Origin of the sequence: Rhodococcus sp. 06-470-2 (assembly GCF_002258235.1) — a bacterium.
Taxonomy (GTDB): Bacteria; Actinomycetota; Actinomycetes; order Mycobacteriales; family Mycobacteriaceae; genus Rhodococcoides.
In genome coordinates, this window is sequence record NZ_NOYB01000010.1 from 548,336 (window position 1) to 574,646 (window position 26,311).

At 65.1% G+C, this 26,311-nt stretch carries 25 protein-coding genes; 8 read left to right on the forward strand and 17 right to left on the reverse strand.

The annotated features are described in order from the left end of the window. The first annotated feature begins 100 nt into the window (after positions 1–100). On the forward strand, positions 101–850 hold the full coding sequence (locus CH276_RS05970) for a FadR/GntR family transcriptional regulator (RefSeq protein ID WP_094630348.1): 750 nt from the start codon (positions 101–103) through the stop codon (positions 848–850). A gap of 318 nt (positions 851–1,168) precedes the next feature. On the opposite strand, the gene CH276_RS05975 is transcribed toward CH276_RS05970, so the two are convergent. Both CH276_RS05975 and CH276_RS05985 read right to left on the reverse strand, forming a co-directional pair. Then, on the reverse strand, positions 1,169–2,149 hold the full coding sequence (locus CH276_RS05975; RefSeq protein WP_094630349.1) for a DUF368 domain-containing protein: 981 nt from the start codon (positions 2,147–2,149) through the stop codon (positions 1,169–1,171). Positions 2,150–2,422: 273 nt separating this feature from the next. Further along, the gene (locus CH276_RS05985) at positions 2,423–3,337 is read right to left on the reverse strand and encodes an aldo/keto reductase (protein WP_094630351.1); all 915 of its coding nucleotides are present in this window, start codon (positions 3,335–3,337) and stop codon (positions 2,423–2,425) included. A 169-nt stretch (positions 3,338–3,506) separates the two neighbouring features. On the opposite strand from CH276_RS05985, the gene cynS reads away from it, so the two are divergent. Beyond that, the gene (gene cynS / locus CH276_RS05990; protein ID WP_045196854.1) at positions 3,507–3,956 is read left to right on the forward strand and encodes a cyanase; all 450 of its coding nucleotides are present in this window, start codon (positions 3,507–3,509) and stop codon (positions 3,954–3,956) included. 14 nt (positions 3,957–3,970) lie between these two features. Here cynS and CH276_RS05995 read toward each other — a convergent pair whose 3' ends face one another. The 9 genes from CH276_RS05995 to dnaK all read right to left on the reverse strand — a co-directional run bounded on the left by CH276_RS05995 (position 3,971) and on the right by dnaK (position 14,010). After that, positions 3,971–5,248: an esterase/lipase family protein gene (locus CH276_RS05995; protein WP_082898842.1), complete on the reverse strand. Its 1,278-nt coding sequence runs from the start codon at positions 5,246–5,248 to the stop codon at positions 3,971–3,973. A gap of 63 nt (positions 5,249–5,311) precedes the next feature. Beyond that, on the reverse strand, positions 5,312–7,012 hold the full coding sequence (locus tag CH276_RS06000; protein WP_068055991.1) for an FAD-dependent oxidoreductase: 1,701 nt from the start codon (positions 7,010–7,012) through the stop codon (positions 5,312–5,314). Continuing rightward, on the reverse strand, positions 6,990–7,256 hold the full coding sequence (locus CH276_RS06005; RefSeq protein ID WP_082898839.1) for a ubiquitin carboxyl-terminal hydrolase 14: 267 nt from the start codon (positions 7,254–7,256) through the stop codon (positions 6,990–6,992). The genes CH276_RS06000 and CH276_RS06005 overlap by 23 nt, the downstream gene beginning before the upstream one ends. After that, on the reverse strand, positions 7,253–7,705 hold the full coding sequence (trxA, locus tag CH276_RS06010) for a thioredoxin (protein ID WP_045196849.1): 453 nt from the start codon (positions 7,703–7,705) through the stop codon (positions 7,253–7,255). Before trxA ends, CH276_RS06005 begins: the two co-directional genes overlap by 4 nt. Before the next feature lie 14 nt (positions 7,706–7,719). Beyond that, on the reverse strand, positions 7,720–10,353 hold the full coding sequence (clpB, locus tag CH276_RS06015; protein ID WP_094630353.1) for an ATP-dependent chaperone ClpB: 2,634 nt from the start codon (positions 10,351–10,353) through the stop codon (positions 7,720–7,722). Then, positions 10,335–10,664 (reverse strand): chaperone modulator CbpM, encoded by a 330-nt coding sequence (locus CH276_RS06020; protein ID WP_032376243.1) that lies wholly within the window; start codon positions 10,662–10,664, stop codon positions 10,335–10,337. Before CH276_RS06020 ends, clpB begins: the two co-directional genes overlap by 19 nt. Beyond that, positions 10,661–11,590 carry a DnaJ C-terminal domain-containing protein gene (locus CH276_RS06025; RefSeq protein WP_094630354.1) on the reverse strand — a complete coding sequence of 310 codons (930 nt, stop codon included), beginning with the start codon at positions 11,588–11,590 and terminating at the stop codon, positions 10,661–10,663. The genes CH276_RS06020 and CH276_RS06025 overlap by 4 nt, the downstream gene beginning before the upstream one ends. 6 nt (positions 11,591–11,596) lie before the next feature. Continuing rightward, positions 11,597–12,121: a nucleotide exchange factor GrpE gene (locus tag CH276_RS06030; protein WP_032396037.1), complete on the reverse strand. Its 525-nt coding sequence runs from the start codon at positions 12,119–12,121 to the stop codon at positions 11,597–11,599. Positions 12,122–12,129: 8 nt separating this feature from the next. Next, positions 12,130–14,010 (reverse strand): molecular chaperone DnaK, encoded by a 1,881-nt coding sequence (dnaK, locus tag CH276_RS06035; protein WP_032396347.1) that lies wholly within the window; start codon positions 14,008–14,010, stop codon positions 12,130–12,132. A gap of 598 nt (positions 14,011–14,608) precedes the next feature. Between dnaK and CH276_RS06040 the strand changes: the two genes are divergently transcribed. Then, positions 14,609–14,905, forward strand: a complete 297-nt coding sequence (locus CH276_RS06040) for a putative quinol monooxygenase (protein ID WP_032376247.1) — start codon at positions 14,609–14,611, stop codon at positions 14,903–14,905. Positions 14,906–15,046: 141 nt separating this feature from the next. Here the strand turns inward: CH276_RS06040 and CH276_RS06045 are convergent, their stop codons facing one another. Together CH276_RS06045 and CH276_RS28395 are read right to left on the reverse strand one after the other, a co-directional pair. Further along, positions 15,047–16,039, reverse strand: coding sequence for a phytanoyl-CoA dioxygenase family protein (locus CH276_RS06045; protein WP_094630355.1), 993 nt, complete (start codon positions 16,037–16,039; stop codon positions 15,047–15,049). Continuing rightward, the gene (locus tag CH276_RS28395; protein WP_176459121.1) at positions 16,030–16,842 is read right to left on the reverse strand and encodes a class I SAM-dependent methyltransferase; all 813 of its coding nucleotides are present in this window, start codon (positions 16,840–16,842) and stop codon (positions 16,030–16,032) included. Before CH276_RS28395 ends, CH276_RS06045 begins: the two co-directional genes overlap by 10 nt. 60 nt (positions 16,843–16,902) lie before the next feature. Here CH276_RS28395 and CH276_RS28400 point away from each other — a divergent pair, with 60 nt between their 5' ends. The 4 genes from CH276_RS28400 (at position 16,903) to CH276_RS06065 (ending at position 20,771) form a co-directional block, all read left to right on the forward strand. Then, entirely contained in the window at positions 16,903–17,766 is an 864-nt protein-coding gene (locus CH276_RS28400; RefSeq protein ID WP_176459122.1) for a class I SAM-dependent methyltransferase, read from the forward strand. Between the two features lie 230 nt (positions 17,767–17,996). Then, on the forward strand, positions 17,997–18,917 hold the full coding sequence (locus tag CH276_RS06055; RefSeq protein ID WP_094630357.1) for an oxygenase MpaB family protein: 921 nt from the start codon (positions 17,997–17,999) through the stop codon (positions 18,915–18,917). 135 nt (positions 18,918–19,052) lie between these two features. Continuing rightward, on the forward strand, positions 19,053–20,267 hold the full coding sequence (locus CH276_RS06060; RefSeq protein ID WP_094630358.1) for an acyl-CoA dehydrogenase family protein: 1,215 nt from the start codon (positions 19,053–19,055) through the stop codon (positions 20,265–20,267). 45 nt (positions 20,268–20,312) lie between these two features. Then, positions 20,313–20,771, forward strand: coding sequence for a VOC family protein (locus CH276_RS06065; protein WP_094630451.1), 459 nt, complete (start codon positions 20,313–20,315; stop codon positions 20,769–20,771). 25 nt (positions 20,772–20,796) lie between these two features. On the opposite strand, the gene CH276_RS06070 is transcribed toward CH276_RS06065, so the two are convergent. The 4 genes from CH276_RS06070 to CH276_RS06085 all read right to left on the reverse strand — a co-directional run bounded on the left by CH276_RS06070 (position 20,797) and on the right by CH276_RS06085 (position 25,284). Continuing rightward, a complete protein-coding gene (locus CH276_RS06070) occupies positions 20,797–22,302 on the reverse strand; it encodes a protein adenylyltransferase SelO (protein WP_094630359.1) in 1,506 nt (501 codons plus the stop codon). Between the two features lie 59 nt (positions 22,303–22,361). Next, complete coding sequence (locus CH276_RS06075; protein ID WP_094630360.1) at positions 22,362–23,183, reverse strand: ABC transporter ATP-binding protein; 822 nt, start codon at positions 23,181–23,183, stop codon at positions 22,362–22,364. Then, entirely contained in the window at positions 23,180–24,145 is a 966-nt protein-coding gene (locus CH276_RS06080; protein ID WP_032396341.1) for a FecCD family ABC transporter permease, read from the reverse strand. The genes CH276_RS06075 and CH276_RS06080 overlap by 4 nt, the downstream gene beginning before the upstream one ends. 92 nt (positions 24,146–24,237) lie before the next feature. Then, positions 24,238–25,284, reverse strand: a complete 1,047-nt coding sequence (locus tag CH276_RS06085; protein WP_094630361.1) for an ABC transporter substrate-binding protein — start codon at positions 25,282–25,284, stop codon at positions 24,238–24,240. Positions 25,285–25,448: 164 nt separating this feature from the next. On the opposite strand from CH276_RS06085, the gene CH276_RS06090 reads away from it, so the two are divergent. Then, complete coding sequence (locus tag CH276_RS06090) at positions 25,449–25,868, forward strand: nitroreductase/quinone reductase family protein (protein ID WP_094630362.1); 420 nt, start codon at positions 25,449–25,451, stop codon at positions 25,866–25,868. Positions 25,869–26,311 lie beyond the last annotated feature (443 nt).

Sequence of the window (26,311 nt, forward strand, 5' to 3'; positions counted from 1 at the left end):
GTTCGGTCGATACTTTTCTGACAACAACTACAGTAACTAATCGCGCAAACTATGTATAGGTTTAACGTAGATCACACGGCCCCGACGCTATGGTTATCTCATGGTGACCACTGACGGCGAGATCGTCCCGCGCGTGCGGGCGCCCAAGATGTCCGCGAAGATCGCTAACCTCATTGCCGACCAGATCCTGACCGGCGGCATCATCGAGGGACAGCGGCTGCCGACCGAGAAGGACATGGTGGCAGAGCACGGCGTAGCACGGACCACCGTCCGCGAGGCGCTTCGACTCCTCGAAAGCCGTGACCTGGTAACCATCAAGTCGGGCATCGGCGGTGGGCCGGTAGCGAAGCGCCCTCAGCTCGAATCGCTCGGCAACACAATGAAGCTCTTCCTCCAGATCGACGGAGCCAACATCAGCGACGTCATCGACGCCAGGCTGATGCTCGAACCGATCGTGGCGCGGGAAGCCGCGGCAAACATCACCGATGAGCAGGTCGAGGTTATGCAGACCGCTCTGGATCGAATGCGCGAAGACCCGGGCGACTACGGCAACTTCCAGGACAACAATTCGGCCTTTCAGCGCAGCGTGTACGACGCCGCCGGTAACCCGGTCCTGAACATCGTCATGGAGACTCTGTGGCTGCTGGTGCGGGACGCGGAGCCGAACGAGCATCCCATCGCCACGCGACTGGCCGCGATCGAGATGCAGCAGGACGTGCTCGACGCGATGCGAGCCCGCGACGAGGACGCAGCCGCCGCCACCATGAGCGCATTCGTCCAGGAGACCGCAAAGTACTACCGCCGCCGGCTGTCCGAGATCATTTCCAGGCCGGTCCGGTGGCAGATGTGATCAGAGACAGGCTGTGCGAGAGTGAATTCGGGTGCTCCCCGCCTGGATGATCGGCCCAGGTCAGGGCGGCTGTGGTGGTTTTGTACGGACGTATCTGGTTGTCTCGCAACATACTTGTGAGCGAGCGGTCAACGGTTCGATCCCGTTGGGAGGCTCCACTGCTCCGATCCCGCTGCTGGGGTCGGAGTTTTTCTCGTCTGTGCGGGCCGGTGCGGACGGCTCGCGCGCATACACGGCCCTCGTGGGAATTCACGGCGTCTGCAGGAGGTGCGGATTCCGACGAGGGGAGTGGATTGCCGGGTACGCCGACCGTTTCGGTCAGGGCGTACGCGTGGTTGCCAGTCGATGCTGAACGATGGCGACCACAGCCACGACCGCAACTCCGACGGCGAAGAGTCCCACGGCGGCGGGCCATTCGTTGCCGACGGCCAGCAGTTCTCTGTTCTCGCCCTGCCACGGCCACAGTGCACGCAACGACCCCAGCAGCAGGCCGGCAGCGGCGACCATCGCCAGATCGTGGTAGTTCGCCAGCAACCGTTCGAGTACTCGAACGAAGCTGACCAACCCCACCAGAGCACCCAGGGCGAACACGGCCAGGTACGTCAGGTTCCGCTCGTCGACGGCCGTGAGCGTCGGCGCATACAGGCCGATGACCAGCAGAAAGAATGACCCCGATACACCTGGCAGCACGAGCGCACATATTGCGATCGTCGCGGCGAAGAACACCAGAATCAACGACGGATTCGACGCCTCGACCCCGGGTAGCGACGTGAGAACGACGACCGCGACAGCGAGAACGACGAACAGAGCCACGGCGGACAGTCGGGACCGGGTGGTGGGGAAAGCTCCACGACTGATCTCCATGAACGGGATCGCCACCGACATCGCGATCATGCCCATGAACAGTGCCTTGGAGTAGACGGGCTGATCCGTGACGAAATCCGCCATGATCCCCGCCACCGAGAACACCATCAACAGCATGCCGACGCCGACCGTGACGAGCAGCCACCAATCGACCTGACGGATCTCGGCGCGCACGTCGGATCGTGTGAGCACGGCCTTGGGGATGTCCGTCAGATGCTTCGCCGACGCGATGGCCCTGGTGTAGATGCCGGTGACGAGGGCGACCGTGCCGCCGGAGACCCCGGGAACCGTTTCCGCCAGACCGATCAGGCCGCCGCGAACGACGTTGGCCGCCAATTCCGTCGCCGGCGGCCGCCCCCTGACAACGTCATCGAGTCCGGGTCGATCCTGCTCCTTGTCACCATGTTCGGAGGGTGTCTGCCGGTTCGTCGTCATGCCCGAATCGTCCCAAACGCCGCAATGCTGCTCGACACCGGCTCGACAAGCTCGGGTGTGATCGCACCCGCTTGCGAGCGTTCGACGGTTCGATCCGCCCTCCCCATACCGCCGTCACGAATCAGCTCCCCGTTCTTGTGAACCCGACGCCGATCGGAGTCGGGTATCCGAAACGGAGGAGCCGATCCGAGGTGGTCGGTCGCAGAGACGGCCTCCGCGAACATCGGCGTGGATCCGAGTATTCAGCGGACGATCAGCTCGTGCCAGAACCGATCACGTCCAGTCCAGTCGAGAGCGGTTGTCCCAGTACATCTCTGGCGATTCTGCAAGATCCGGATCGCTCGCTGCGATCAGTTCGCGGTCGATCGACAGAGCAGCGACATTCTGTTCGAGTTGTGCCGCAGTGGCCGCGCCGGAGAGCACGACATCGGCCCAGGGTTGGGCGAGTGCACGTGCCAGCGCCAGTGCGTCGCGGCCGATTCCGGCGGTGTCCGCGACGCGGGCGAGTGCCGAATCTTCGGCCACCAGCCGGCCGTTGGCCATGGCCTCTTTGACGACGACGAACCAGCCGGCTTCGTGTGCGCGCGCCATGGCCGGGCCGGCGGACGGCTCGAGGGGGTTCCACGTCGACTGCACCGAGCTGAACACCCCGATCTCCAGCGCTGCATGCACCACGTCGGCTTGATGTGGCCCGCTAGTGCTGATGCCGATTCGGGTACCACTCTCGGCTATGGCACGTAGGTCGTCGAGCAGGGCAGTGTCGCTCAGGGCTGGACTGTCCGGGGTGACGCTGTGGATCAGGTAGTGGTCCGGTGCACCGCCCAGGTCGCGCAGAGTCTGCGGCCACTGCTCGGCCAAGCGGGCAACCGAGTGCTCTTTCACTTCGTGCACCTCGGCACCCCGCTGGAAATCGGCGACGTACGCGTATCCCCATTTGGAGCCGATCACCAGCTCGTCTCGCCGAGAAGGGTGTCGCGACAACCAGCTGCCGAGGAAGCGCTCGGCAAAGCCGTAGGAGCGCGCGACGTCGAAGTGTCTGATTCCGCTGTCCCATGCGGCGTCGAGTACTGCGTGGCACAGCTGCTCGAGGGCTGCCGGATCGAATCGCCCGTCGACGGCATCGGAGTGCCCGACCGTCAGGTACTCGGGGCGTCCGAGGGCGGCAAGGCCGAGACCGAGTTGGGTCATGTCGTCAGTACTTTCGTTGTGCCGTGGCGGAAACAACCACCATATCTGCGATCGGACCGTGCTCGCGTGATCGATACCAGATGTTGCGAGGCAGGATCATCGAGCTGAGACTGTGAACTCGGGGCGCACTCGGTGTGCGCCTGCAGTACGGCCACGAAGGAGAGAGCTGTTGACCGATTTTTCAGGTAAGCCATTGATCGGCGAGATTCGGCTTGCACGAGCTCGAGCCGGATTGAGTTGGGCCGCTGTGGCCGAGGCCATCGACATGCCGGTGGCATGGACGGTGTCGGCACTCTACGGACAGCATCCCCTCAGCCTCGCCCAGGCCGACCTCCTTGCCGAAAAACTGGGCATGCCCGACGGTTCGTTGTTCGAGCTGACCCTGGCTCCCTATCGTGGGTCGCTGGACATCTCCTCGGACCCCACGGTCTACCGATTCCACGAGGCGCTGCAGGTGTACGGCCCTGCGCTCAAAGAACTGATCGCCGAGGAATTCGGCGACGGCATCATGAGCGCCATCAACTTCACGATGAACATCGAACGACGACCGCACGATGACGGAGATCGGGTCGTGGTGACGTTCGACGGGAAGTTCCTCGACTATCGATGGACCGAGTAGGCCGAAATCGACAGTCAGGGGGACGATTCGGAAGATGGGCCGACCAGTGCGCGTCGCATCCATTCGTACACTCTCTCGTCGTTGAGGAGGGTGAAGTGGTGTGCGCTGTTGATCGCCAGACCGTCGTCCGGACGAAGTCCTATGTCACGCAGCTTGTTCCGCCCTCCGGCGCTGTCCGTACGGACCAGGCCGTCGCCCACGAAGATTCCGATCGGGTGTCGCGGGTTTCCTGTGATGACGGCGGACGCGTGATGATGCCGCACCCCCTCCGGAACCGAGATGTCCGCGGCCGCTCCGACGTCGAATCCGTCGGCGTAGCTGGCATGTCCCTCGTCCTCGGTGATCGATCCGTGAATCAGGTCGCGGACTCCTGCGCTTCGACGCGCCAACAGGTTCGCGAACGGACGGGTCTCGGGCGCTATTGCCAGCGCTGCCGTGGCGACGTGAACGCCGCGCGCAAGCGGCGCACCCAGATGTGGTGTCCCCAGGGTGAATACGTCCGTCAACAGCTCCACCCATCGGCGGCCGCTCTCCGCAGCGTGGTGTGCGGCGCTGCGCGAGACCAGCCCGCCCATGGAATGACCGACCAGGGTGATGCGGTGAACCCTGACGGGCCAGGCCGGCACGAGCTGTTCCAACAGGTCCGACAGGTCGGCACCGTTGGTGGCAATTCGACGACCGGTGTTGTAGCGCAGAAAGATCGAGGTCGTTCCGGATTCTGAGTCCAGGCGCTCCCCGTACGTGGGTCGCCCACCGAGCCGCCATGCCGATTCGGTCTCCACGAGCCCGTGCAGGAACACCACGAGGTGCGCTCCCGCGTCGGGAAACGCCGTGGCCAGGGCGCGGTACTTGGTAACTACCGGGCGTCCGTCGACACGTATCGACATCGGGTAGGCGAGGACCCGGGAACTGCGCTCCATGTCGTCGCCGATGAGACCGTGCAGGACGGCGATGGTCTGAGCGCCGCGGGTGGTGTGCGACGGTGACGGCCGCGCATCGTCCTCGGTGACCTCGTCGCCGGTCACGTCGGAACTGCCGGTCAGTGCACCGACTGCTGTGGCTGCGCCGGTGCAGGCGGCTGTGATGGTCGCGTAGGTTCCGGCGGCGATCGCGTCGTGCATCAGCTGCGTCGGCACGGCAGCCGGCCCGACGCCGAGTTTCACGGCGGCAAATGTGCGTCGTGCAATGGCCGAGTGAACTGCGCGAACACCACCCGTGGCCGATGCCAGCTCGCGAAGCGCGATTTCTGCGAGTTCACCCAACTCCTGTGTGCGCTGAGTTCTCTTCCCCACTCGATTCAGTGTACGTGTGTCCACTGGATCCGTCAGGGCTGCGATGGTTGCGGTTGTCCCACGTCACCGTCGCTCGAAATACTCGTGGACCTGGCGTACCGACATCGCTCCTTCACCGACTGCGGATGCGACTCGCTTCACCGATCCGCTGCGGACGTCGCCCGCGGCGAACAGGCCGGGTCGGCTCGTTTCGAGCGTCCCGCACAGCGCTGCTCCGATCTGTAGGGCGCCGTCTCCACGAGCGAGAGCTGCGTCCGTACCGGTGACGACGAACCCGTGTTCGTCGAGTGCGATGGCGTCGGCAAGCCACCCCGTGTAAGGCGTCGCTCCGATGAACACGAACAGGGCGTGCGCCCTGATCGTGTCCTGTTCGCCCGTGCGGTTGTTCTCGACCACGACTTCGTCGAGGTACTTCTTGCCGCGGACCGCGCGAACCTCGGTATGACGATGCACGGTCACGTGCGGGTGGTGCTCGATCTGGTCGACCAGGTAACGGGACATGCTCTTTCCGAGATCGTCATTGCGGATGAGCAAGTGGACATCCGAAACATGTTCGGCGAGAAACACTGTCGCCTGGCCTGCGGAGTTACCGCCGCCGACGATGGCCACCGGGTCGGTCCCGCACATGCGGGCTTCCTGATGAGTGGCGGCGTAGTACACACTCGTGCCTTCCAGTTCCGCGATACCGGGAACGGTCAACTTGCGGTAGCGCGCACCGGTGGCGAGCACGATGGACCGGCCGCGAACCGTGCCGCCGTCAGAGAGCCGGAGCACGTGGTACCCGGCTTCGGACGTCAATCCGGTCACCTCTGCCGAGACCAGGATGCGGGCACCGAACTTGTCGGCCTGGATCACAGCCCGCTCGGCCAATTCGGATCCGGAGATTCCGGCCGGGAATCCCAGATAGTTCTCGATTCGGGAGGAGGTGCTGGCCTGTCCCCCTGCGGCGATCGTCTCCAGTGTCACCGTGTTCAACCCGTCCGACGCTCCGTATACGGATGCGGCCAGTCCGGCCGGTCCTGCACCCACGACGACGAGATCGAACACGTCCTGGGCAGCGTTCGGCACGGAAAGTCCGACGATGCGGGCGAGCTCTGTGTTCGTCGGATTGCGCAGTACCTTCTCGCCGTGCCAGATGACGACGGGAACGTCCTCGGGGGCGATGTCCAGGCTGCGCAACAGCTGCTCCGCCCGCTCGTCCCGCTCCAGATCGATCCATTTGTGAGGCAATCGATTTCGCATTGCGAATTCTCGAAGCCGCAACGTGTCCGGTGAATAGCAGGACCCGATGATCCGGAACCCCGAGCCGAGCCCGATCAGCAGGTGTCGACGCAGCAGGTAAGCCCGCAGGATCAGATCGCTCAGCACTGGATCGTGGGCAACCAGTTCGCGCACCCGTTCGGCGGGAGTGACGAGCAGCTCGCCGTCTTCGATCGCTTCGGCGGTGTAGAACGCCACCTGACCTTCGAGCAGTCCGAGCTCACCCAAGAAGCGGCCGGGTCCGTGCACGCGAAGTATTCGACGTTCACCGTCCCGGTCACCCTCGTCGAGAACGGCGACCTTGCCGGACAGAACGACGAAGAAGTCATTGCTGGGCGCACCCTCGCGTATCAGCACTTCTCCGGTACGAACCGATCGACGTGTGCCACCGACCTCGAGCACTGCGACCTGATCGTCCGTCAGCCGCGGGAACGCGCCGTGCTCGTCCGTGGTCTCGTCGACGACCGCTGGTCCGGCGTCCTCAGACGAAATTTCGGTCGACATAACACCACCTCCAATCTTCTCCGGGTTCCATCGACCGAACGATCGGATGACCGACGACATGTGCGTGCGCGCTCGCGTGTCTGCCCGGCGAGGAGTCGCAACACCCGACGTGCCCGCATGTCAGGCACAGCCTCAGGTGCACCCACGGGGTCCCGAGACGGAGGCATTCTTCGCAGCCCTGCGGAGTTCTGGGCACCACGGACCGGATTGCATCGACGTGCGGGTCCACTGGCACGAACGTCATGATGTCGCCTCCTTGCCTGCATTCTCCGAAAGCGCTCGATCGAGCCATGCGCGTAGCTGGGGTACCGGGGCTGCACCGGCCTGCCGAGCGAGGACCTCACCCCGATCCATCACCAGCAGGGTCGGCACGGCCCTGACGGTGAATCGTTCGGACGTCAGGGGTGCGGCATCCACGTCGACCTTGACCAGCTTGATCCGGCCCGCGCGTTCTCCGGCGAGCTGTTCGAGCGCCGGGCTGACCATGCGGCACGGTCCGCACCAGGTCGCCCAGAGATCGACGAGTACGGGCACCGAGGGGTGTTCGGCGATCTCCGCGAAGTCCTCGTCCCGTGCTGCGGCGATCCACGGCAGCGGCTCGTGGCAGTTCCCGCACCGGGGTGTCCCGTCCGCTGCGGCAGGCACCCTGTTGACCTTGCCGCAGTGCGCGCACTTCACCTTGTCCGATTCCATGGCGACATCTCCTCTCAGGCCGCCGCGACGGCGGGTTCCGCATACGCGACGACGAGTTCTCCGTCGACCACCGTGACGGTGATGGTGCCGCCTGGTTCGATGTCCCCTCGCAGTAGCGCGCGACCGATCTTGGTCTCGACCTCGTGGGCGATGTACCGACGCAATGGCCGTGCACCGTAGACCGGGTCGAATCCGCGTTCGGCGACGAGCCTGCGCGCGTCCGGGGTGATGTCCAGATCGATCCTGCGCTCCGACAACCGGTTTCGAAGATCGGTGAGCTGCAACCCGACGATGTGCTCGATCTGGGGCAGGGTGAGTGGGGTGAACAGCACGATGTCGTCGACTCGGTTGAGGAACTCGGGACGGAAATGCCCACGCAGTTCCGCGAGAACCCGCTCGCGGGCGTTCGGCTCGATCTCGCCGTCGGGTGTGACTCCTTCGAGGAGATGCTGGGAACCGATGTTGGAGGTCATGATGATCACCGTGTTCCTGAAATCGACCTGCCTGCCTTGTGAATCGGTGATCCGGCCGTCGTCGAGCACCTGTAGCAGGGTATTGAACACATCTGCGTGCGCCTTCTCGATCTCGTCGAAAAGCACTACCGAGTACGGCTTTCGGCGCACCGCCTCGGTGAGCTGTCCGCCCTCGTCGTACCCCACGTATCCGGGAGGTGCCCCGATGAGCCGGCTCACCGTGTGCCGCTCCTGGTACTCGCTCATGTCCAGGCGCACCATGTTGTCTTCGCTGTCGAAGAGAGCGCCGGCCAATGTTTTTGCGAGCTCGGTCTTTCCCACGCCCGTCGGGCCCAGAAAGATGAACGACCCGATCGGCCGGCGTGGATCACGGATGCCGGACCTCGCCCGGATCACCGCGTCCGCGACCAGCTGCACCGCCTCGTCCTGACCCACGACCCTCTCGTGCAGAATCTCGTCGAGCTGCAACAACTTCTGTCGCTCGCCTTCCTGCAGCCGAGCGACCGGGATCGAAGTCCACGCAGCCACGATTTCGGCGATCTCGTCCTCGGTGACCACTTCGCGCAACAACGGGCTCCGGCCTTGTCTGGTGACCAGCTGCTCCTCTGCTGACTCGAGCCTGCGTTCGAGCTCGACGATCTCGCCGTAACGCAACTCGGCGGCCCGATTGAGGTCGTAGGCGCGCTCCGCCTCCTCGGCCTCGTGGCGCAAGCGCTCGAGCTCGCTCCGTAGCTCTTGCACCCGGCGGATCGCCTGTCGCTCCGCCTCCCACTGAGCGTGCCGGGCATCGGCCTCGGCCCGCAGGTCGGCCAGCTCCTTGCGCAGCTCGTCGAGACGTGCCTTGCTCGCGCCGTCGGTCTCCTTGGACAGCGCGGCATCTTCGATCTCGAGCCGGGTCACCTTCCGGGTGAGTTCGTCGAGTTCGGCCGGCATCGAATCGATTTCGGTGCGCAACCGAGCGCACGCCTCGTCGACCAGATCGATGGCCTTGTCCGGGAGAAAGCGGTCGGTGATGTAGCGGTGCGAGAGGGTGACGGCAGCGACGAGAGCGCCGTCCTGAATCTTCACGCCGTGAAACACCTCGAGGCGTTCGCGGAGTCCGCGCAGGATCGAGATGGCATCCTCGGCGCTCGGCTCGTCGACGAGGACGGTCTGGAACCGTCGCTCCAGTGCCGCATCGGATTCGATGTGCTTGCGATACTCGTCGAGCGTGGTGGCACCGATCATGTGCAGCTCGCCTCGGGCGAGCATCGGCTTGAGCATGTTGCCGGCGTCGAGAGACCCCTCACCGCCCACTGATCCCGCACCGACCACGGTATGCAACTCGTCGACGAACAACAGAATCCGCCCGTCGGCTGCCTTCACCTCGGCCAGCACCGCCTGCAGACGCTCCTCGAATTCCCCGCGGTACTTCGCGCCGGCCACCAGCGAACCCATGTCGAGTGAGAAGATCGTTCTGTCGCGCAGGCCTTCCGGAACGTCGCCGCGGACGATCCGCTGGGCAAGGCCCTCGACGATCGCGGTCTTCCCGACGCCGGGGTCGCCGATCAGAACCGGATTGTTCTTGGTCTTGCGGCTCAGGATCTGCGTGACCCTGCGGATTTCGGCGTCTCGTCCGATCACCGGATCGAGTTTGCCCGCCCGCCCCTCGGCGACCAGATCGCGTCCGTACTTCTCCAGCGCGTCGTACGCACCTTCCGGGCTGGCCGAGGTGACGCGTTGATTGCCGCGCACCTTCGTCAGCGCTGTGAGGAAGGAGTCCCTGGTGATTCCGTGACGGGCGAGTACTCGCCCTGCCGCAGTGGCCGAACCCTCTTCGGCGAGGCCCATCAGGAGATGCTCCACCGACACGTAGGAATCCTTGAGCCGCTTCGCCTCTCGATCGGCGGCGTCGAGGAGCACGGACAAGCGTCGGGTGATCGCCACCTGACCGGTCCCGGCACCGGGGCCGCTGACCTTGGGCCTTCGCGAGAGTTCACGTTCCAGATCGGATTGCAGGGCATCGACCTCGGCACCGGCCTGCTCGAGCAATCGGGGCACCAAGCCATCCTGCTGACCGACCAAGGCGAGCAGTAGGTGCTCTCCGTCGACCTCGGTGTGACCCATTCTGGTCGCAAGGCTCTGGGCCTCCTGCAGCGCTTCGCGCGACTTCTCGGTCAGGTTGCTGATGTCCATGTGGTTGTCCTCCTTCTGCGGGAAGATGCTTCGAGTGTCTCGATTCGTTCCAGCAGGTCGAGCACGAGCCCGATTGCCGAGTAGTTCAGGCCGAGACCGGTCCGCAGTCGTCGAATGCGGGCTGCATGGGCCACTTCGGTTGGCGCGAAGAACATTTCGCCACCTACGACGCGGTCGGCGTCGAGCAGACCGAGGACCACGAGCTTCCGTGCAAGTTCCGGATGCAGCCCCGTACGTTCGGCGAAGGCGTCGGTCGACAGTTCGGTGCGTCGAACCAGTACGTACCGGACCACCGGGTTCGGGTCGCTCATGTCTTTGTCCTCGGATCGAAGTTCGATTCTGCGGCCAACTGCTCGAACAGTGCGTGTTCGCGTGCTGACGGTTTCGACGGCACCATCACCTTGATCTCGGCGTACAGATTGCCGTTGGTGCCACGTGGATTCGGCATTCCTTCGCCGCGCAGTCGCAGCTTCCTTCCAGTCGACGAGCCCGGGGCCACTTTGACTTTCGCCTCGCCACCCGGGGTGGGAACGGCGACGGTCGCCCCGAGGACCGCCTCCCATGGCGATACCGGGAGGTCGACGTGAATGTCTCGGCCCTGTACTCGGAACCGGGAATGTGGCTCGATCCGCACCACGAGGTACAGATCCCCCGGCGGCGCGCCGCCATTGCTCCGTCCGCCTTGCCCGGCCAACCGAATTCGCTGGCCGTCCACGACCCCGGCCGGAATGTCGACGTCGTACTGCCGTCCGTCCAGTCCGAGCGTGCGTGTGCCGCCCCGGTACGCCTCCTCGACCGTCAAGGCCAGTTCCGCTTCCTGATCGGCACCGGGAATCGGCCCGTACCCGCCACCGCCGCCGAACATCTGCCCGAAGAGGTCGTCGAGATCGACGCCACCGTCGCCACCGGAACCGAAGTGCACGCGTCTGCTCCCGCGGTCGTATCCTCCGCCGCTGTTCCCGCCACCGCCGTACCCACTCGAGTTGGTGCGGGTCCGTTCGTCGTAATCCTCGGGGACACGCCGAAAGTCGGCACCGAACCGGTCGTAGCGTTTCCGCGTGTCCGGGTCGGACAACACCTGGTAGGCCTCGTTCACCTCCTTGAACGTGTCTTCCGCAGTGGGGTCCTTGTTCACGTCGGGGTGATACTTGCGAGCCAGCTTGCGGTAGGCCTGCTGGATCTCGTCGGTGCTCGCACCCCGCGGGACTCCGAGCGATTCGTAGTGGTCACGCGCCATCGGTGCTCACCCCTCGGGGCGGCTGACGACCACCGACGCCGGCCGCAGTTGCCGTCCGTCCTCTCCGTAACCCGGACGGACGACGTCGATCACGGTCCCGGACGGAAGGTCGGGCCGGACCACCACGCTGACCACTTCGTGCAATTGCGGGGAGAACGGAACTCCGACCTCGTCGTGACGCTCGAAACCGAACCGTGACAGCACCTGCACCGCCTGATCGCGGATCGCCTTGACGCCGTCGACAACGGTCTGCGAATCGCTGTCCGCATGTGCCAACGCAAGTTCCAGATTGTCCAGTACCGGCAGCCACGCCGCGGACACCTTCGTCACCTCCGCGGCCCGTTCTCGCTCCAGGTCCTTGGCATACCGCTTGCGCAGGTTGTCCAGATCGGCAAGGGCTCTGCGCCAGCGGTCGTCGAGTCGAGCCTCCTCGGCACTCGTGGCGGCGTGATCCGGTACCGTCTCGGTTCGATCTCCTTCCGTGACGTCGGCCGCTGGTTCGGGTGTCGAATGATCTGCAGCCCTTTCCATCTCGTGCCTCAGCTTCGATCGAATTCGGCGTCGATCACGTCGTCGTCATCGGTCGAGGCCGCGTCCGCGCCACCGACCTGACGTCCGTCACCGCCGTCCTGTACCGGCACGAGCCCGTAGAGGAGCTGTTGGAGCTCGGAGGCGAGTGGTTGTACATCTGCAGGCGAAGCGCCGTCCTTCACGGCCTTTCTGGCATCGGCGATCAGCATCTCGGCCCGTGCCCTGTCGTGCGGTGGCGCGCTGTCACCGAGTTCGGCGAGTCGCCGTTCCACCTGATACGCAACGGAATCGAGTTCGTTGCGCGCGTCGACAGCTTTGCGCAGCGCCTCGTCATCGCCCCGATTCCGTTCGGCCTCGGCCAGCATGCGTTCGACCTCGCTCGGGTCCAGATTGCTCTGCTCACTGATCGTGATGCTCTGTTCCTTGCCGGTGTCCTTGTCCCTGGCCGTGACATTGAGGATGCCGTTGGCGTCGATATCGAACGTGACCTCGACCTGGGCGTCGCCGCGCGGTGCGGGCCGGATGTCTTCCAGACGGAAACGTCCGAGCGAACGGTTGTCGGCGGCCCGCTCGCGTTCGCCCTGCAGCACAACGACATCCACGGCGGACTGCTCGTCCTCCGCGGTGGAGAACACTTCGCTGCGGCGGGCCGGGATGGTCGTGTTGCGCTCGATGATCTTGGTCATTACCCCGCCCTGTGTCTCGACGCCGAGAGACAGCGGGGTGACGTCGAGCAGCAGCACGTCGGAGACCTCGCCCTTGAGCACGCCGGCTTGAACCGCCGCGCCGAGAGCCACGACTTCGTCCGGATTGACGCCCATGTGGGGGTCCTTGCCGCCGGTGAGCCGGCGAACCAGGGCTTGCACCGCCGGGATGCGCGTCGAACCACCGACCAGAATCACTTCGTCTATGTCGTTGGCGGTGACCTTGGCATCACTCATTGCCTGTTTCACCGGGTCGAGGCAGCGCTCCACGAGATCCGCCGTCAGATCCTCGAACTTCGATCGCATGACGGTGGTCGTGAGGTGCTTGGGACCGTCCGAATCGGCGGTGACGAACGGCAGGTTGACCTGGGCCTGGGTCACCGAGGACAACTCGACCTTGGCCTTCTCTGCGGCCTCGAAAAGGCGCTGCAACGCCTGTGCGTCCTTGCGCAGATCGATGTTCTCCACCTGCTGGAAGTCGTCGGCGAGGTAGTCCACCAGGCGTCGATCGAAGTCGTCCCCGCCCAGGTGAGAGTCGCCGGCCGTCGACCGAACCTCGACGACGCCCTCGCCGACGTCGAGCAAGCTCACATCGAAGGTGCCGCCGCCGAGGTCGAAGACCAGTACGGTTTCGTGGACCTGCTTGTCCATGCCGTACGCCAGCGCCGCAGCGGTCGGCTCGTTGATGATCCGCAGGACTTCGAGGCCCGCGATACGGCCGGCGTCCTTGGTGGCGTTGCGCTGCGCGTCGTTGAAGTACGCAGGAACTGTGATGACCGCTTCCTTGACCTTCTCGCCGAGAAACTTGCTCGCGTCGTCGACGAGCTTGCGCAGTACGAGGGCACTGATCTCCTCCGGCGCATACTTCTTGCCCCGCACATCGATTCGGGCCTCGCCGTTGTCACCGGCCACGATGTCGAAGCTGACCGCTCTTGCCTCATCGGAGATCTCGTCGTAGTGGCGTCCGATGAAGCGTTTCGCCGAGTAGATCGTGCCCTTCGGATTCAAGATCGCCTGCCGTCGGGCAAGCTGACCCACCAGCCGTTCTCCGCTCTCGGTGAAGGCCACCACCGACGGCGTCGTCCGCGCTCCCTCGATATTGGAGATCACCACCGGCTCGCCGCCTTGCCAGCTGGCGATGACGGAGTTGGTGGTGCCCAGGTCTATACCCACAGCAGTCGCCATGACTCGTTCCTTTCGATCGGTCCGGCCGGTGAGCATGTGGACAGCGGCGTCCGTTACCCCGACATCGGCGAAGACTTCGTAGTGAGGTGGTTGTACTGGTTGGTACGAGTCGAGATCGGCACGCCTGTTGGGAAATGCAGGTCGAGAAGGTGGCCGACGCACCCGCAGTGAAAAATGATGGGATGAGAACGAATGCGGCTGGTAGACAGCATTATTCACCGTACAACGGAGGTCGACCGCCTGAATCCCTGGTCGCGACTGTCGACGTCGGCCAGTGTCGGTCGTTCGATATTTCTGTATCCGTGCAACAGATCGTGATGTTCGAGCCGATACGCGGTGTGGGCAGTTCGAAGCAGCACACTGAACTGACCGGTAATCCAAAACGTTGGCACATCAACATGTTTCGCGACGTGACCGAAATTCGGCCGGCGCTGCACCTGGCGTGCTTATTCCCTCTACCGGTCGAGTCTCCTCTCTCGGCTGCGAGATTACTAGGGGTAAAACCAAATTCGATCGCGCGCGGACTGCAGGCCCTTCCCTTTGCCGGTCCGAGGTGTGATGCTTGGCCGTGTCCACCACTTCGAACAGGAGAATCGTCATGGTCACCAAGGCACTGCTGGTCCGACTCGAAGCCAAGCCCGGCAAGGAAGATGCAGTCGAGGAGTTTCTCCGGTCGGCCCAACCGCTCGTCGAACAGGAGCCCGGCACCCGACCCTGGTTGGCGGTACGGTTCGGCCCATCGACGTTCGGCATCGTCGATGCTTTCCCGGACGACGCCGCCCGTGAAACGCATCTCAACGGACCGGTCGGCCAGGCTCTCGGCGAACGGGCGGACGAACTCTTCGCCTCGCCGCCCGAAATAAGCTACCTCGATGTACTCGCCGAGAAACTTTGACGGTTCCTCCGTCTGCGATGCAGCCCACCTCATTCGGAAGGGAGCGGTCGCATCGGTGCCGGTAGTGCCAGGGTCTGTTGCGCCACTACGGCAGCGTCGACCGATCCCATCGCATGGGGTCTCGGCGCGAGTACCGTCGGCTCAGTCTCGGCGGCCGACCACCGGGTTCAGTTCGGAGGCCGCGAGGCCGCCGGGCTCGACACCGGGGAGGAACTCGCGCCACGTGCCACTGATCAGTGTCGGCGATTCCACGACCCGAGCCCCGTCGGCGAAATAGGTGGTGGCCAGTGCTCGGCGCGGCTGTGTCGTCCGGTTCGGCCCGGCGGTGTGGAAGCACAGCGCGGAGTGGAACGACACGTCGCCCACTTCGAATGGCTCCGATGCCACCGCGACGCTGCGCTCGACGAAGCGCTGGGCGACGGCCTCGTCGTACGACGTGCCGACCTTGTCGAACTCCAGGTCTTCGACCTCGTCGAGCACGTCTGCTCCGCGCGCGAACGACAGCGGACCCATTCGGCCGGGGATGGCCGACATCGGCATCCACGCGGTGACCGCCTGGACGGTCTGCAGTGGGAAATGCTCCGCGTCGTGATGCCAGGGCGTGCGTCCACAGCCGGGCTCCTTGGACAGCGCGTTGTCGTGGTAGAGCCGCACGGCCGGTTCGTCCAGCAAGGCCGCGGCCAGGCCGCCGATCCGGGGCGAGAGTGCCACGGCACGCATCAGGTCGTCGTGGAGCCACATCTGCTCCAGTGCGGTGAACCGACCGGCGACGTTCTCGCCGTGCTCGGCGCGCAGTAGCTCCTCGAGGCGCTCGGCGAGGCGTCGTACCACGGCAGGGGAGAACACGGCGGGCAGCCGAACGAAGGCCTCCCGGGCGAAGGACTCGACCGCGGCCGGGTCGAGGTCGTACGGCTCGGCAAGCTCACGCTCGACCTGCTCGTCGGACGCTGCGTCGACGTCCGGCAGGCCCGGCCCGTCGACCAACTCGGCGGGCACCTGGTCGTTGGCAGCCAGAGTGACGTACCAATCCCACCAGTCCTGATCGTCGCCTGCCCAGTCCTGGTCGATACCGCCATCGCGATTCTGCTGGGGGAGCCGTTCGTTCGTCGGAGCCGCAGGTTCGTTCAGAGCCACAGCAGGGCCGCCTCGTGCGAGAAGGTGTAAGAACCCGACTCGTCGCGACAGGAGGCGAGGTAGTCGCCCAACACCGGTGCAGCCTCCATCTCCTCCAGCGACACGGAGTCGTCGAAGGCGCAGCGCTGCAGAAAGCCCTCGGCGACAACACGATCGGATGTCCCGGTGGTGTACGTGACGCGCTGGTCGCGCACATCCGCGCCGGCTCGGATCAGCGCGTCGCGCACCTGCTCGGCCGTCGTGTATGGGGTCGCATCACGCACGCCTGCCCGGAAGGCGTCGTAGAACGCCAGGTAGTGGGAGCTCGCCGTGGCCTGGGCGACCAAACCGAGGCCGCCGGGGGCCAGTGCAGCCACGAATCGTTCGGCTGCGGCGTCCAATTCTGTGGGCGGAAGGGCGTACAGCGCGTGGGTGGCCCACACGATGTCGTACCCGGTCCGATCCGCGGGCAGGTCCTGCAGGGTCATCACCAGGTCGTCTCGAGGCACGAACGGTGTGCCGAGGGCTCCGCGAGCCTCGGCCACCGAGAAAGCAGACGGGTCGAGCAGGTCGTAGGCCAGCTCGGGCACCGTCGACAGATCGGTGTAGCGGCGTAGGGCGGTGGGGAACTTGCCGCTGCCGCAGGCCACGTCGAGCAGCGACCAGCCGTCGCGGCTGTGCTCGGCGAGCAGGGCGGGCCAGTCGGCGGCCAGTGCCAGTTGGTGGTAGTCCTCCGTGGCCAGGGCGTAGAAGGCCTCCATGCCCGTGCGGCCGGCCTCGCTCCAGTGCTCGAGACTGCGTTCGGCTGTATCTCCGCTGCTCATGCCACTCCTTCTGGAAGCCGACCGCAAAGCACCGGGTGGGTGCGTCATGATGGACTCACTGTGACGTCCAACATAGCTCCGAATCTTCCGACCGACATCGCGGCCGTCCTTCTGGACGGTGTGCGAGCGGCACGGCGTGGTGCTCCGGCCTTGGCCGGCCTCGAGCCCGAGTCCTACGCACGCGAGCATGCCGCCTTCGAGCGCCTCTCCGACCAGCGCGGCCTGATCGCCGAGCACTTCGCCGACCGGCTGGCAGCGATCGGGGACGGACCGGTCTCGGTGCTGTCGGTGGGGTGCGGTGACGGCTCGCTGGACGCCCGGCTCGCCGCGGGGCTGATACAGGGGGTACCCGGCCGACCGGTGCGGTACGTCGGCGTCGACCCCTGGCCCGGGAGTGTGGAGCTGTTCACCGCCAGGATGGCCGCGCTGACGACCGCCGAGCTCAGCGTCGATGCGCACGTCGCGTCCTTCGGCGACGCCCCGGTCGACGAGACTTTCGACGTCGTGTTGTTCGTGCACTCGATGTATTACGTCCCCGACCTGGGCGCGACGCTGCGTGCCGCGCTCCGATTGTTGCGACCCGGCGGCGAGCTCTGGGTGGCCATTGCGCCGACGGCTGCGCTCAACGCGTTGGTCGGCGTTCTCGCCCCGGCGCTGCAGGGCCACCGGCAGTGGTTCAGCGCCGACGTCGAGAAGGCGTTCGTCGACGCCGGGATCTTTCTCGACGACGTGGTCGCTCTGGACGCGCAGATCGACCTCTCTTCCGCGAGCGACGAGGTGCTCGACTTCTCCGTACAGGCCCGGCTGACGCCAGATCTGCGCGGGCCGGTACGGGCCTACCTGGATGCGGTCTCGGTGCTCGGTTCCGATGGCAGGCCCCGGGTGCCACATCCGGTCGACGTGTTCGCCGCAACCCGTCGTTGACCGGTCACGCAGGATCTGCGCCGACGATGTGCGGCCCTTCGCCGCGAATGAGCTCCGCGGGCCAGGAAAGTCGCCCCTCGTCCTGACCCACAGCGCGCGAACGGGGGGAATTGCCACCGGAGGCGCAGATCTCCGGTGACATATTGACACGAAGACGTTCCTAGTTGCATGGTGAACTGAGAACGGTGCCGTTCCTGTTTGGTGCCGATGACGGAACGTGGAGGTAAGTCATGGCAACGAACGCGGCACTGATGTCTCGGAAGTGGGTGACGGGGCGGGCGGTCGGTCGCCGGATCGAGGAACTCGACCCGGTTGTGGGCAACGAGGAAGCCACGCATCTGAGCCTCGAAGTCCGTTATGGCGACGCCATTTTCGCCCATGCCGCGTACACCGTGGCATTCGCTCGACAGGTGGCGGTTCCGTCGATCGCGCGAATTCTGTACCGGACCGGTACCGGCGACATGATGCACGACGTGCGCAGACGCAACGACGACACGCTGCTCTTCTTCGGCGAGATGCTCCATCACGGGCATTCCAGCGAATACGGCCGATCGATCATCGACCGCATGGAGCAGATCCACTCGCGGTTCGGTATCACCGACGACGACAAGCTGTACACATTGGGTTCGCTGGCCTTCGAGCCGGACCGCATCGTCGAACATCTCGGGTTGAGCGTCTTCACCGACAACGAGCGTGAAGCGCGTTTTCGCTTCTGGCGTCAGGTCGGGGAGTACATGGGCCTCGATGTTCCGCAGACGCGAGAGCGCTTCTTGCGCTGGACCTTCGACTACGAGTCTCGGTACGAGCACACCGACGGTGCCCGCAAGATCGTCGATCAATTGTTCCTCGATTGGCAGGAGCGATGGTTCCCCGGTCGGACGAAGCGCTTCGCCGACGGCATTCTGCTGTCGGTGTTCACCGAAGACCTGCGTGCGATACATCGATTGCCCGAGCCGTCCCGAGGCCATCGGCATGTCGTGCCGCCGGCGATCGGTGCGTACCTGGCATTTCAGGGCGTTCGCCCGCATCGGCCCCACCGATCCTGGTCCGACCACTTCGGAACGCGGCATCCCAAGCCGCTGGACATTCCCACACTCGGCCACCGCAAGGCCGTCGGACGCACCGAGGGGCCGGCACTGGGAAGCCCTTGATGGACAACAGAGTCACGAGGACTCCGATGTACGCACGCGACGAGGCCGGAGTAGTCCCGACCGTCGGGTCCTCCAGTCGTTCGAGCACTCGCACGGCAGTGGACGAATCACGTTGCTCTGACAGATAGTGGTCCGATGGACACGCTGAATCCCGATGTACCCGACGACGTCTTCGCCGACGTGTTGAAGCAGGTCTCGCAGTTCGTGCGGTCGCGTGTCGTCCCGCGCGAACTCGAGATCATGAACACCGATGCCATCCCGGAGGATCTGCGCACGCAGGCTGCCGAGATGGGATTGTTCGGCTATGCGCTTCCGCAGGAGTGGGGTGGGCTGGGCCTGAATCTGATTCAGGATGCCGAGTTCGCCATGGAGCTCGGGTACACCTCGTTGGCGTTGCGATCGATGTTCGGCACCAACAACGGAATTGCCGGGCAGGTGCTGGTGGGGTTCGGCACCGAGGAACAGAAGGCGACATGGTTGCCGGGTATGGCGTCCGGTGACGTCGTTGCGTCCTTCGCGCTGACCGAGGACGGGGCCGGATCCAATCCGGCGGGCCTGAAGACCACTGCGACGGTCGACGGCTCCGGGTGGGTCATCAACGGCAGCAAGCGGTACATCACCAATGCGCCGATCGCGAACATGTTCGTCGTCTTCGCGAAATTGGATCCGAAACCGCTGAGCGGCAACGGTATTGTGGTATTCCTGGTTCCCGCCGACGCTGCGGGAATCGAGGTCGGTGTCAAGGACGCGAAGATGGGGCAGCAGGGATCCGGCACGGCCGACGTGAACTTCACCGACGTACGCGTCGAGGCCGACGCCTTGGTTGGCGGCAACAGCGATGCAGGAGTGGAGCCTGCGGAACGACCCATGATCGATATCGGCTACAAGGCGGCGATGACCTCGCTGGCGCGGGGGCGGGTACACATTGCGGCGCTGGCCGTCGGTCAGGCGCAGCGTGCGCTGGACGAATCGGTCTCGCATGCGGCGGCGTCCACTCAGGGCGGTGAGCCGATCGGGAACTTCCAACTGGTGCAGGCCATGATCGCCGATCAGCAGGTCGGGGTGATGGCGGGCCGGGCCATGGTCCGTGAGGCTGCGCGGGCGTGGGTGCAGGAGACCGATCGGCGTATCGCGCCGTCCGCGGTGAAACTCTTCTGCACCGAGATGGTGGGCAAGGTCGCCGATCTCGCCGTCCAGATTCACGGTGGTGCCGGATACATGCGAGAGGTCCCGGTCGAACGCATCTACCGGGACGTGCGACTGCTGCGTCTGTACGAGGGCACCAGCGAGATCCAGCGGTTGATCGTCGGCGGCGGCCTGATCCGGGCCGAACAGAAGCGTAACTCGTAAGCGCGGTTCGGCTCGATGGAAATGCTCGGAGGGATACTGGTTTCCATGACTGACGCCACGTCCTTCAGAATTCTTCGCTCCGACCATGTCGGATTCTCTGTCGGGTCGCTCGATGACGCCCTTCGATTCTGGATCGACGGTCTCGGAGCAACCCTCGAACGGACGGCGGAGATGGGCGGGGAATTTCTGGGAGAGGTCACCGGAGCACACGGAGCGGCAGTTCGGATGGCGGTGGTCACCGTTGCGGGTCAGACGATCGAGCTGCTGGAGTACCGCGATATTCGCGGAGAGTCTGGGTCGTCTCGACCCTACGATCCGGGTTTCGCCCACCTTGCTTTCGAGGTCGACGACATCGATGCGGCCCTGACGCGCATAGCGGAGTTCGGGTGGACGGCGCAGGGAACTCCACAACCGATTGCCGGCGGCACCAAGGTGGGCACCCGAGTCATGTACGCAGTGGGCCCGAATGGAGAGACCATCGAATTCATGGAGCCGCCGCGGTGACGATCAGGCAGGTGCGCGCAGGAAGTCAGGTTCCGCAGTAGGTCCGAAAACCGGCACTGAAGTTCTCAGGAGCAGGCAGGGCGTAATCCGCCCGGTCATCGTGTCGGTCGAACGGCGATGTGACGATCTCGAGCAGGCGCTCGAAGGGTCCCAGATCGCCGGTCGTCGCAGCCTGGAGCGCAGCGTCGACCAGGTGGTTGCGGGGAATGTATGCCGGGTTGACGCGGTCCATGCCGTCGGCAACGGATGAAAAGTCCTGTCCCCGAGCCGAAACCGCAGTCCGCCACCTCTCGAGCCAACTCCTGGAGGCGTCGGGTGGGACGAGGGAGTCGAACGGCAGCGAGTTTCCGCGTAGGTTTTCGGCGAGGGCGCGGAAAGTCAGGGTCCAGTCGACGCGGTGGTCCGTGAGCACCCGGTGCAGGTCGTCGACCAGCTCCGCGTCGACGACCTCGTCTCCCAGGCCGAGTTTGGCGGACATCGCGGCCGCGTAGTGTCGGCGGTAGCGTTCCCCGTACGTGTCCAGGACCGCTGTGAGAGCTGTGATTGCGGTATCGGGCGTCGAATCGACCAGTGGCAGTAGTGTTTCGCCGAATCTGGCCAGATTCCAGCCGAGCACTGCGGGTTGATTGCCATAGGCGTAGCGTCCGCCGTGGTCGATGGAGCTGAACACCGTAGCCGGATCGTAGGCGTCCAGGAAAGCACACGGCCCGTAGTCGATGGTCTCGCCGGAGATGGTCGTGTTGTCGGTGTTCATGACACCGTGTACGAATCCGACCGACATCCATTGCGCGACAAGCGATGCTTGGGCTTCGACGACGGCCTCGAAGAATGCGAGGTAGCGATCCTCGGCAGGCAGCTCGACGAGTGCGGGGTAGTGGCGGGCGATGGCATGGTCGGCGAGGGTCTGCGCGAGTCCCTCTCTTCGGGCAGCGAACTCGAAGGTGCCCACCCGCAGATGGCTCGACGCGACCCTGGCCAGTACCGCGCCGGGCTGCGGACCTCCCTCTCGCACCACCTGTTCTCCGGTCGTGACGACGGCGAGTGAGCGGGTGGTGGGGATGTGCAGCGCATGCATCGCCTCGCTGATCAGGTACTCGCGCAGCATGGCTGCCACCACCGCACGCCCGTCACCACCGCGCGAGAACGGCGTGGCACCGGAACCCTTGAGATGCAGATCGACCCGACGGCCCTGATCGTCGCGAAGCTCACCGAGCAGCAGCGCTCGGCCGTCCCCCAGCAAGGGCTGGTAGTCGCCGAACTGATGACCCGCGTACGCCATCGCCACGGTGGCGGTCCCGGCCGGAGGAATGGACCCGGACAGCACGCCTGCCCCCTCGGCGGTGGCCAAGGACGCCGGGTCGAGCGCGAGTGACCGGGCCAGGCCGTCGTTGAGGATCAGAACGCGAGGATCCGGTGCGTGGGTGCCCTGCCACGGCAACGTGACGCCGGGGACCTGGTCGGCCAAGGTCGACTCGAACCCGAATGGGGGCAGGCTCGTGGTCGAAACGCCCGGTCCGAAAGATTCGCTCATGGTTCAGGGGTACCACGAATCGTGGCACCCAACCTCCCGGGACTGCAGTCCGACTCCGATCAGCCGCGAGAGCCTGCCGTCACGCGGGTGTTCTGCTCACCCTCGACGGTCTCGTACCCGGCCGCCGCATCGAAACGGATGTGCACCCGTCCGTTCTCGTCGTCCACCGACACCCGCGCCCGCACTCGATACACCTCGGCGATGAGTTCTTCGGTCAGCACGTCCGCAGGTGCGCCACCTGCGACGACCTTGCCGTCCTGGAGCACGAGCACCTCGTCGCAGAACATCGCGGCCAGATTCAGGTCGTGCAGCGCGACGATGCTGGTGATCGGCAGACGGGCGACGAGGGCCAGCAATTCGAGCTGGTGATGGATGTCGAGGTGGTTGGTCGGCTCGTCCAGCAACATCTCGCGAGGCTGCTGGGCGAGTGCGCGTGCAATGTGCGCCCGCTGCTGCTCACCACCGGAGAGCGTGCGCCACAACCGATCCGCTTTGTCGGTGAGTCCGGTCTGCGCGAGCGCGTCGTCCACTGCGTCGTCGTCGAGGTCGCTACCGCCGAACGCCCCGCGATGGGGGATCCGTCCCAGACGCACGACATCGCCGACCGTCACGTCGACGTCCGTGTGCGCGTGCTGTCCGACGACCGCGACGGCGCGAGCGATGTGCTTGCGTTTGAGCGAACCGAGCTCGGCACCGTCCAACTCGACGACGCCTGAGGTGGGCGACGCGGCCCCAGCCAGCAGGTGGAGCAGCGAGGACTTACCGGAACCGTTGGGCCCCAACAGGCCAACCGTTCGGCCGGGTGCCGGGTGCAGCGTCACTCCGTCGACCACGAGTGCGCCGCCGCGCTTCCAGGAGACGTTCGACGCGTGCAGTGTCATCGAATTCCTCTCTTGCGAGCCATGATTGCGATGAAGGCAGGGACGCCGACCAGTGCTGTTCCGACGCCGACCGGCAGTGGGGTCGGGGCGAAGGCGACTCGGGAGACGGCGTCGACCCACACCATGAAGATCGCGCCGATGACGGCAGTGGTGGGCACGAGGCGGCTGTGGTTGGGCCCCACCAACAGTCGCGCCGCGTGCGGAAGAATGAGGCCGACGAAACCGATGGCACCGGCCACGCTGACGAGTGTCGCAGTGATCAGGGCGGTTCCCACGAGCAGTGCCAGGCGCACCTTCTTGACGTCGAAGCCGAGCGAGGACGCCACCGAGTTTCCGAACGCGAATGCGTCGAGCACGTACGCGTAGTAGCAACAGACCACTGCGCCGATACCGGCAACGGTCACACAGAGCACGACGTCGTTCCATCGCACTCCCTCGAACGATCCGAGGAGCCAGAACATCACGCCGCGGGTCTCGTCGGAGTCCGCGAACGCGAAGATCACGAAAGATGTGAGCGCCGAGAACAATTGAGTGGTCGCGACACCGGCGAGGATGACGCGGTCGTTTCCGCTACCGGACATGCGGGCAAGGAAGAGCACCAGCCCGAACGCAACGAGCGCACCGATGAACGCGCCGCCCGACAGACCGAGTGCGGCACCGCCGACACCGAGAACGCCGACCACCACGGCTCCCGTCGACGCACCCGAGGACACCCCGAGCACGAATGGATCCGCCAACGGATTGCGCAGAAGCGACTGCATTATGACGCCGCAGATCCCGAGCCCGACGCCACTGGCCGCAGCGACGAGTGCTCGGGGGAGCCGCTCCTCCCAGACGATCGCGTTCTTCGACACTTTCACCGGCACATCGGTGACGCCGAGATGGTTGAGCACCACATCGCGAACGTTGACCAGCGAGATGTTCGCGGGCCCGAGCGTGATGGCGACGAGAACAGACACCACACACAGCACGACACCGCCCAGCAGAGCCAACCCCCAACGCCACAGGTCGGTGTGCGATCGCTGGGCGGTCCGCCGCGGGATGATGGTCGCGGTCAGGACGACAGTCCCAGGTCGCGCAGTCCGGCCGACACCTTCTCGACGCCGTCGACGGCCCGGATCGACGGGTTCATCTCCGCGCCGTGCAGCGAGATGTAGCGCTTGTCGCGGACGGCGGCCATCGTGCTGGTGACGGGGTCGGACTCGAGGAATGCGATCTTGTCGGCGAGCAGGTCACCGGGAAAACGGTTGCGCGCCAGATCCCCGAGGACGAGCACCGTCGGGTCTTTGTCGACCACGGTTTCCCACCCGACTGCGGACCAGTCGTCGTCGATCTCCGTGAACACGTTTGTCGTGCCGACGGAATCGGCCAGTAGGTTGGCCGAACCGCGTGTGCCTGCGACGTAGGGGCTCTTGGTGTCTGCGAACCAGAAGGCCACGGACACATCGGCATTTGCGGTTCGCGCGGTGGCGTCGGCCATGCGGGTCTTCAGTTCTTCGACGAATTCGGCACCGCGCTCGTTGACGTCGAAAATCGCCGCGAGTTCGGTGATCTCCTGGTACAGCGACTCCATGGTGAGCGGCGTCGTCCGGGTGTTGCCCCCGTTGACGCTACGACCGGCGTCGCAGTCGGTGGGGGAAAGATACGTGGCGGCACCGGTTTCGGTGAAGCGCGAACGCTGCGCGACGCCGCCCTGCTCGAAGTGGCGTCCGAACGATGCGGTGACGAGGTCGGGTTCGGTATCGACGACGACCTCGTAGGTGGGGGCATTGTCGGCCAGTCGAGGAACCGCGGCGTTGGCGTCTGCGAGGTTGTCGCGGACCGGATCGGTCCAGGATGCGGTGCCCACCATCCGATCCTGCACACCGAGCGAGAGAAGGATTTCGGTGGAGTTCTGGTCGAGTGACACCACTCGCTGCGGGGCGGAGTCGAAGGTGACCGACTCGCCGCAGTTCTCGATCGTCAGCGGATACGACGTCCCTCCGTCGGTGGTCTCCGCGGTGGCGTCGGAGACCTCCTCGGATGCTCCGCAGGCGACGAGCGATCCGATCAGGGCGGCGGCGGCAGCGAGGGTGCCTGCGCGGCGAGGAACGTTGAGCACGTGGAATGTCCTTCGGGTTCAGACAGCAACGAGCCGCCGGGGATTGCCCGACGGCGGCACACACCGATGTGCGTATGAGCACAGGCTAACCTTTGTCTTGCGCCGATGGAAATCGTGGCATTCGATCGGGTCCGAAACGACGTGGTGGGCGGCATACTCGTCCTATGGCCGACTTCAACCAGATGATCATCGACGAGTTCCGGAGCAACGGCGGACACGTGTCGACGGCAGGGTTCGGTGATGCGCTCGTCGTGCTGCACTCCATCGGAGCCAAGAGCGGTGAGATCCGGTTGAACCCACTCATGGCAGTTCCGGAGGACGACAGCTGGCTGATCGTGGGCTCGGCAGCCGGCTCACCGAAACATCCTGCGTGGGTGCACAACCTGCGTGCACACCCCGCCATCGACGTCGAGGTTCCCGGCGACGGTGCCGTCCGAACCATCGCGGTGACCGTGTCGGAACTCCCCGACGACGAGTGGGACGCGAACTGGCAGAAGTTCTTGGACGCGTCCGAGGGCTTCGCGAAATACGTCGAGACGGCGGAGGGTCGTCGGTTCCCGATCTTTCGGTTGACGCCGGCCTGACTCGATCGCGCCGGTGCGGGCGCGGTGCTGATGTCGATCGCCGCGCTCGCGAAGTGCTCGGTTAAACCCACTTCGCTCGCGGCACAGGGTCACGGCTGCGGAATCTTTGTCGACCTACAGGTGAACAGTCGGTGTGGTTGCGCTCGATTTCGGGGTGCCGGTCTCGGTGGACGCTGTGCCGCCGCGCAGCAGATCCGCTGCCGCACATGCCCGGGGGCACCGGAATTGTCGCGATAACCGTGGTTTCGCGGGTTTCGGATATCGGTTCGGGACCATCGGACCGGAAGGTGCCGAATGGCTTCTGTTGGTGCACAATGCTTGTCGAACTGCACTGCTCGACGACGGGGACGAGATATGCACATTGTCGTGGGAACCACGTGTGTCGCCACAGCGGCGGCTCTTCGTCGGTTCGTGTCGCAGGCGTCTGCGCCGTTCGTCGACAG

Excerpts from the sequence above, each read along its gene's own strand:
- CH276_RS05970 (WP_094630348.1), top strand. The coding sequence starts at position 101 with ATGGTGACCACTGACGGCGAGATCGTCCCGCGCGTGCGGGCGCCCAAG.
- CH276_RS06055 (WP_094630357.1), top strand. The coding sequence starts at position 17,997 with ATGGCAACGAACGCGGCACTGATGTCTCGGAAGTGGGTGACGGGGCGG.
- CH276_RS05985 (WP_094630351.1), bottom strand. The coding sequence starts at position 3,337 with ATGACCCAACTCGGTCTCGGCCTTGCCGCCCTCGGACGCCCCGAGTAC.
- CH276_RS06025 (WP_094630354.1), bottom strand. The coding sequence starts at position 11,590 with ATGGCGCGTGACCACTACGAATCGCTCGGAGTCCCGCGGGGTGCGAGC.
- CH276_RS06065 (WP_094630451.1), top strand. The coding sequence starts at position 20,313 with ATGACTGACGCCACGTCCTTCAGAATTCTTCGCTCCGACCATGTCGGA.
- CH276_RS06020 (WP_032376243.1), bottom strand. The coding sequence starts at position 10,664 with ATGAGCGACCCGAACCCGGTGGTCCGGTACGTACTGGTTCGACGCACC.
- CH276_RS06060 (WP_094630358.1), top strand. The coding sequence starts at position 19,053 with ATGGACACGCTGAATCCCGATGTACCCGACGACGTCTTCGCCGACGTG.
- CH276_RS06090 (WP_094630362.1), top strand. The coding sequence starts at position 25,449 with ATGGCCGACTTCAACCAGATGATCATCGACGAGTTCCGGAGCAACGGC.
- CH276_RS28395 (WP_176459121.1), bottom strand. The coding sequence starts at position 16,842 with ATGAGCAGCGGAGATACAGCCGAACGCAGTCTCGAGCACTGGAGCGAG.
- CH276_RS06030 (WP_032396037.1), bottom strand. The coding sequence starts at position 12,121 with ATGGAAAGGGCTGCAGATCATTCGACACCCGAACCAGCGGCCGACGTC.
- CH276_RS06075 (WP_094630360.1), bottom strand. The coding sequence starts at position 23,183 with ATGACACTGCACGCGTCGAACGTCTCCTGGAAGCGCGGCGGCGCACTC.
- clpB (WP_094630353.1), bottom strand. The coding sequence starts at position 10,353 with ATGGACATCAGCAACCTGACCGAGAAGTCGCGCGAAGCGCTGCAGGAG.
- dnaK (WP_032396347.1), bottom strand. The coding sequence starts at position 14,010 with ATGGCGACTGCTGTGGGTATAGACCTGGGCACCACCAACTCCGTCATC.
- CH276_RS06000 (WP_068055991.1), bottom strand. The coding sequence starts at position 7,012 with ATGTCGACCGAAATTTCGTCTGAGGACGCCGGACCAGCGGTCGTCGAC.
- CH276_RS05975 (WP_094630349.1), bottom strand. The coding sequence starts at position 2,149 with ATGACGACGAACCGGCAGACACCCTCCGAACATGGTGACAAGGAGCAG.
- CH276_RS06040 (WP_032376247.1), top strand. The coding sequence starts at position 14,609 with ATGGTCACCAAGGCACTGCTGGTCCGACTCGAAGCCAAGCCCGGCAAG.
- CH276_RS06005 (WP_082898839.1), bottom strand. The coding sequence starts at position 7,256 with ATGACGTTCGTGCCAGTGGACCCGCACGTCGATGCAATCCGGTCCGTG.
- CH276_RS06070 (WP_094630359.1), bottom strand. The coding sequence starts at position 22,302 with ATGAGCGAATCTTTCGGACCGGGCGTTTCGACCACGAGCCTGCCCCCA.
- trxA (WP_045196849.1), bottom strand. The coding sequence starts at position 7,705 with ATGGAATCGGACAAGGTGAAGTGCGCGCACTGCGGCAAGGTCAACAGG.